This is a genomic window from Acidovorax cavernicola, assembly GCF_003581445.1.
The window spans coordinates 1-5,695 of record NZ_QXMN01000087.1 but is presented as its reverse complement, the minus strand read 5'-3'; the positions used below and the strand labels follow the sequence as shown (position 1 = coordinate 5,695).

General features: G+C 64.5%; 5 protein-coding genes and 2 rRNA genes. 6 read left to right on the top strand and 1 reads right to left on the bottom strand.

Annotation, left to right across the window (positions count from 1 at the left end):
- The 3 genes from D3H34_RS30720 to D3H34_RS30710 all read left to right on the top strand — a co-directional run.
- Positions 1-212, top strand: a 23S ribosomal RNA gene (locus tag D3H34_RS30720); the annotation flags it as partial.
- Between the two features lie 125 nt (positions 213-337).
- A 5S ribosomal RNA gene (rrf, locus tag D3H34_RS30715) occupies positions 338-450 on the top strand.
- A 132-nt stretch (positions 451-582) separates the two neighbouring features.
- Positions 583-1,329, top strand: a complete 747-nt coding sequence (locus D3H34_RS30710; RefSeq protein WP_119558628.1) for a 16S rRNA pseudouridine(516) synthase — start codon at positions 583-585, stop codon at positions 1,327-1,329.
- A 102-nt stretch (positions 1,330-1,431) separates the two neighbouring features.
- On the opposite strand, the gene D3H34_RS30705 is transcribed toward D3H34_RS30710, so the two are convergent.
- Positions 1,432-2,238, bottom strand: a complete 807-nt coding sequence (locus D3H34_RS30705) for a DNA/RNA non-specific endonuclease (protein ID WP_119558627.1) — start codon at positions 2,236-2,238, stop codon at positions 1,432-1,434.
- A gap of 398 nt (positions 2,239-2,636) precedes the next feature.
- Between D3H34_RS30705 and guaD the strand changes: the two genes are divergently transcribed.
- The 3 genes from guaD to D3H34_RS30690 all read left to right on the top strand — a co-directional run bounded on the left by guaD (position 2,637) and on the right by D3H34_RS30690 (position 5,553).
- The gene (gene guaD, locus D3H34_RS30700) at positions 2,637-3,989 is read left to right on the top strand and encodes a guanine deaminase (protein ID WP_286186475.1); all 1,353 of its coding nucleotides are present in this window, start codon (positions 2,637-2,639) and stop codon (positions 3,987-3,989) included.
- Between the two features lie 168 nt (positions 3,990-4,157).
- Positions 4,158-4,985, top strand: a complete 828-nt coding sequence (locus D3H34_RS34565; RefSeq protein WP_119558625.1) for a solute carrier family 23 protein — start codon at positions 4,158-4,160, stop codon at positions 4,983-4,985.
- A gap of 331 nt (positions 4,986-5,316) precedes the next feature.
- Positions 5,317-5,553: a thioredoxin family protein gene (locus D3H34_RS30690; RefSeq protein WP_119558624.1), complete on the top strand. Its 237-nt coding sequence runs from the start codon at positions 5,317-5,319 to the stop codon at positions 5,551-5,553.
- Positions 5,554-5,695: the final 142 nt, after the last annotated feature.

Genomic DNA, 5,695 nt, shown 5'->3' with positions numbered 1-5,695 from the left:
CGGTTGTCACGCCAGTGGCATTGCCGAGTAGCTAAGTGTGGAAGAGATAACCGCTGAAAGCATCTAAGCGGGAAACTCGTTTCAAGATGAGATCTGCCGGGGCCTTGAGCCCCCTGAAGAGTCGTTCGAGACCAGGACGTTGATAGGTTGGGTGTGGAAGCGCAGCAATGCGTTAAGCTAACCAATACTAATTGCTCGTGAGGCTTGACCCTATAACTTTGATCCCCAGCGGATTGAAGACTAGTTATGCCAAGTCGCAATCAAATATAATCTGATTTCAGTCTCTATGAATTCGCCCAAGCGTTCGACAAACTGAACGCCGAAGCAAAAAGTTATGCCTGATGACCATAGCAAGTTGGCACCACTCCTTCCCATCTCGAACAGGACAGTGAAACGACTTAGCGCCGATGATAGTGCGGGTTCCCGTGTGAAAGTAGGTCATTGTCAGGCTCTTACAGCAAGCAAACCCCCAGCGCCCCAAAGGCCTGGGGGTTTTGTTTTTTCCGGAAAATAAAACACCCTCTGAGTTGGTAACTGTTTCCGCTCGAGGGGGATACCGTTCATTGATTGGTGGATTTCTCCATGCAACTGCAAGACATTCTTTATTCGCAAGGGTTTGGAACCCGTCGTGTATGTGCCGGCCTGGTGCAACAGGGCTGGGTTGAAATCTATTCCCGGGATGACGTCTCCGCCGCGCCGGAGAAATGCACGGACTCGACGGCCGACTTCGATCCCGAAGGTCTGCGTTATCGCGTCCAGGGCGTGGACTGGGAGTACCACGCCAAGGGCTATATCGTGCTGCACAAGCCGGCGGGCACCGAATGCTCGCAAAAGCCTTCGACCTACCCCAGCATCTATACGCTGCTGCCGCCGCCGCTGCGCCAGCGGCCGTGCAAGAGCGCGATCCAGGGCCTGCAGGCCGTGGGCCGGCTGGACCAGGATACGACGGGCATGTTGCTGCTCAGCGATGACGGGCAGTTCATCCATCGCATGAGTTCGCCCAAGAAGCATGTGCCCAAGGTCTACCGCGTGACCGCCAAGCATCCGTTGACGCAGGAAATGGTCGACCAGCTGCTGGCCGGTGTGGTGCTCGATGACGACCCCAAGCCGGTCAAGGCCGCGGCCTGCGTGCTGGTCGACAGCCATGTGCTGGATCTGACGCTGACCGAAGGCAAGTACCACCAGGTCAAGCGCATGCTGGCCGCGGTGGGCAACCGGGTCGAAGGCCTGCACCGGGCACGCATCGGCAGCCTGGACCTGCCCGAGGATCTTGCGCCCGGCCAGTGGCGCTGGCTGACGGCCGAGGACATGGAGAAGCTCAAGGGCTGAACCTGGGCGGTTCATCCTCCGAGCCGGCGACAGGCCCGGGGTGAACGGCAGGGGCGTGAGGCCCTCAACTGTCGAAGGACGAACCTCCAGCCCCTGGCTTGCTTACCGTGACGACGTTCTGATGGGTTGCGGCAGGAACTGGATGCCTGTGCGCTGCACCAGTTCCTCGTAGCTGATGGGCTTGGAGGCGCGTTCGGCGTCGTCGTTGGCCTGCCAGTAGGCCCAGGACCTGTGGGTCGTGGCGTCGTAGACCAGTTTGTAGAGGTGGCTGGGCACGCGTACCTGGCCGTCGCCTATGGTGTCGCTGCCGGCTTTGAAAACCGGACCCGTGAAGACGAATACGTCGCCCTGGGCACGCTGGGCGTAGCGCCGCGTGTCCTGTTCGATCTTTGCCCAGGGGCCGCCGTTGTGCTTGATGGCCTGGGGCACCATGTTGGCCAGCGAGAAGCTCTGCGCCATGGCCTGGGCCGTGGGCATGTCGCCCGCGGGCGCCATATGGCCGCGCGAGTAGCCCGAGCGCTTGTAGTCGCCCAGTTCGGCGCGCTCGTCGCGCGGCAGGCGGGCGTCGGCGAAGAACTTGTTGGTGCGCTTTTCATCGGCGTCGTCGATCGCTGCGCGATTGAGGCGCTGGACCACATAGACCGGAGTCTTGCTTTCCCCGTTGTGCAGCACGGCGAACGCTTCGTAGCACAGCGCGCGCAGCTTGCCGAGATGGGGCGCCGCAGCAGGAGTCGGCACATGGCCTTCGACGAAGAACGCCGGGCAATCGGCAAAGGCCCTGGCGGGAAGCGGAGTGACGGAAGGGGAGGGCTTGGCGGAGACGGTTGCCGCCGCAGCAGCCAGCGCTGCTGCAACTGTGACGCGCCAGGTCAGGCGCGCCAGGGAATGACCAAAATTCACTGTGTTCATCGGCGTTGAGGCCGCTATCCAGAAAATGCAAGAAAGCCGCGCGACAGGGTGCCGCACGGCGCGGAGCCGGGCCGCATCGAAGCGGCTGGCGGAGCTTGAGGATGCATCAAAAAAGTGAGCTGAAAAGCGAGTTCGGCCGGAGATTTGCATTCGCGCCCGCGCGCCTATGACCCCGCCGCGGCGGCGCACGGCTGGCAACCGTAGAATGCGAGCCTCTCGGGCGCCCGGGCCGCTGGCCACGGCGCCTCGCCGCGGCAGGTGCCTGCCTGTTTCGCGATCCGAACGTTTTACAAGTCGGAGTTCCGGGTGGCGTGGGTGCCGGCCTTGCGGCCCGCCGGCGTGGCCGTTGGCTCCGTGCGCTGCCGATGAATTCCACTCTTTCACCTTCTTCCTGGGCCATGCAATGCACGGCCTTCGATGCGCCGCAGGCCGATGCATTGCGCGTGCAGTCCGATGTACTCGTGGTGGTGTCCGCCCGTGGCCGGATCGAGGCGGTGATCGCACGTGACGACCCGCGCTGGGCCGCGCAGCGCGAACGCCACGCGGTGGCGGGCCAGTTGCGCGAACTGCCTGCGGGCAGCTATCTGCTGCCGGGCATGATCGATGTGCATGTGCATGCCCCCCAGTGGCCGCAGATGGGCAAGGCGCTCGATGTGCCGCTCGCGGACTGGCTGCAGCAGAACACGTTTCCGCTGGAGGCCCGTTATGGCGATGCCGCTTTTGCCGAGAGCGTCTACCGGCCGCTGGTGCGGCAGCTGCTGGCGAACGGCACGACCACGGCGATGTACTTCGGCACGCTGCATGACAGCGGCAACCGGGTGCTGGCCGAGGAGTGCCTGCGCCAGGGCCAGCGCGGCCTGGTGGGGCGCGTGGCCATGGACGAGCCCAGCCAGTGCCCGCCGTTTTATCGCGATGCGAGCGCACAGGCGGCGATTGACGGCACCGAAGCATTCATTGAGACAGTGGCCCGCCTGCCCGGCAATGCGGGCGGCCTGGTGCTGCCGGTGATCACGCCGCGCTTCATTCCCAGCTGCACCGACGAATTGCTCGCAGGCCTGGGCGCGCTGGCGCAACGCACGGGCGTGCATGTGCAGACCCATTGTTCGGAAAGCGACTGGGCCCATCAGCATGTGCTCGAGCGCTGCGGCATGACCGACGCCCATGCGCTGCACCGCTTCGGTCTGCTGACGCGGCGTACCGTGGTCGCGCATGCCAACTTCCTCACGCCTGCCGATGTGGCGCTGATGGCCGATACCGGTGCGTCCGTGGCCCACTGCCCGCTGTCGAACTTCTACTTTGCCAACAGCGTGTTTCCCGCGCGCGCGGGGCATGCGCAGCGCTTGGGACTGGGACTGGGCAGCGATATTTCGGGCGGCTACAGCCCGTCGATGTTCGACGCCTGCCGGCATGCGATCACTGCGTCGTATGCGCTCGATGAAGGCGTGGACCCCGATCTGCCGCCCGCGCAGCGTGGCCGCCACAACGCGCGCATCGACCATGTGTTCGCGCTGTGGCTGGCGACGGCCGCGGGCGGCGCGGCGCTGGATCTGCCTATAGGCCGCATCGAGGCCGGCCAGCAGTTCGACGCCATCGTCGTCGACTGCGAGGCGCCGGATTCGAACATCTGCATCTGGCCGGGCAGCGACAGCCCCGCCGACGTGCTGCAGAAGATCATCTACAACGCGACGCGCGCCAATGTGGCCCAGACCTGGGTGCAGGGTGCGTTGGTACATGCACGGGCTACCCCCTGAGGCGCTGGCGCGCCTTCCCCCTGGAAGGGGGACGGCACCCTCGGTGCGGGGCGGCCCTTCCTCGGTGCCCCTGCGCCGGGGCACGCCAGTTTCATGGGTTGTGGGCTGCGCGAGCGCTGCTCATAACTGACTTCAAAATTTTACTTTCCTTGCTGACTGCAGCGCCAAATGACCGAACCCACTCCCTATGAAGGGCGCCTGATCGCCCAGCCCGATGACCGCGTCACCGTACTCAAGGCCCTGCTGCTCGGCGTGCAGCATGTGATGGCCATGGACGTGTATGTCGTGCCGTTCATCATTGCGTCGGCGCTGGCGTTGTCGCAGGCCGATTCGGCTTCGCTGATCCAGTCGACCTTTCTCGCGGCCGGCATCGCGACCATCATCCAGACTGCCTGGTGCATGCGCATGCCCGTGGCGCAAGGGCCGTCCTATATTCCGCTGGGTGCGATCATTGCCGTGGCACTGGCGGGCGGCGCCGGCCTGAGCGGCATGGGCGCGGTGTACGGGGCGCTGATCCCCGGTGCGCTGCTGGTGATCGCGCTCGGTGCGCTGGGCTGGTTCCACCGGCTGATCCGCTGGCTGGTGCCGCCCATCGTCGGCGGATCGATCATTCTGGTCGTCGGTCTGTCGCTGCTGCCGATCGCGCTCACGGCGAATGTGTTCGCGGTGCATGGCAACTCGACCATCAATCTGAACATCGCGCTGGCCGCGCTGTCGGCCACGGCCGGCATGGGCGCGTATGCGGCGTCCAAGGCCGGCGTGATCAGGCTCACCGAAGCGCTGGCGGCGGAACTCGCCGATGACGGCATCAACGTCAACGCGGTGCTGCCCAGCATCATCGATACGCCGCAGAACCGCCGCGACATGCCTGACGCCGACACGCGCAACTGGGTGCGCGCGCCGGACCTGGCGCGCGTCGTGCTGTTCTTTCTGGGGCCGGACTCCGCGGCCGTCACCGGCGCGGCGCTGCCGGTGACGCAGGGGCCGCGGGCGTAAAAATTTAGCGGCTAAAAAACCGCCAGAGCGCGGCCCGGGCTTCAGGCCAGCGCCTGCTGCTGGCGGCGCGTGTGGCGCAGCAGCGCATTTATCTGCGCATCGTGGTGACGAAGCATTTGCCGTGCAGTGTGAATGGATTGCGTATTACAGTTTCAACTATCGCCGACGCAAGCGTTGAAGAATTTGCCGGTGTACCAGGCCAGGTACTCGGTCACGAACAGAGCCGACTGGCCCTCTGAATTCGGGTGATTGGGGTGACCATCACTTCAGTGTCCGAAATGCCCGATGGCAGCAGCCATCGGATCCTTCGCGTCATCACAGGAGAATGTCCATGACCACCAAAGCCATCTTCTACCACGCTGGTTGCTCCGTTTGCGTGGCGGCCGAGCAGCAGTTCGCCAAGGCGTTGGACCCGCAGCGCTACGAGATCGAAGTGGTTCACCTTGGCGAATCGAAAGATCGCTTGGCCGAGGCCGAACGCTACGGTGTGAAATCCGTGCCGGCCCTGGTCATCGACGGTCAGCCATTTCACATCAACTACGGTGCGAGTGTTGAGCAACTGCGTTGAGTGAGACCTCGCTGCAGAGCGGGCCGGCCCTGGCTGCGGCCGCGTGGCTCAGGCCAGCGCCTGCAGCTGCTGCTGGAGGCGCGTGTGGCGCAGCAGCGCATCCATCTGCGCCTGCACGAGGCTGCGCGTCGTGGTGTCGGCG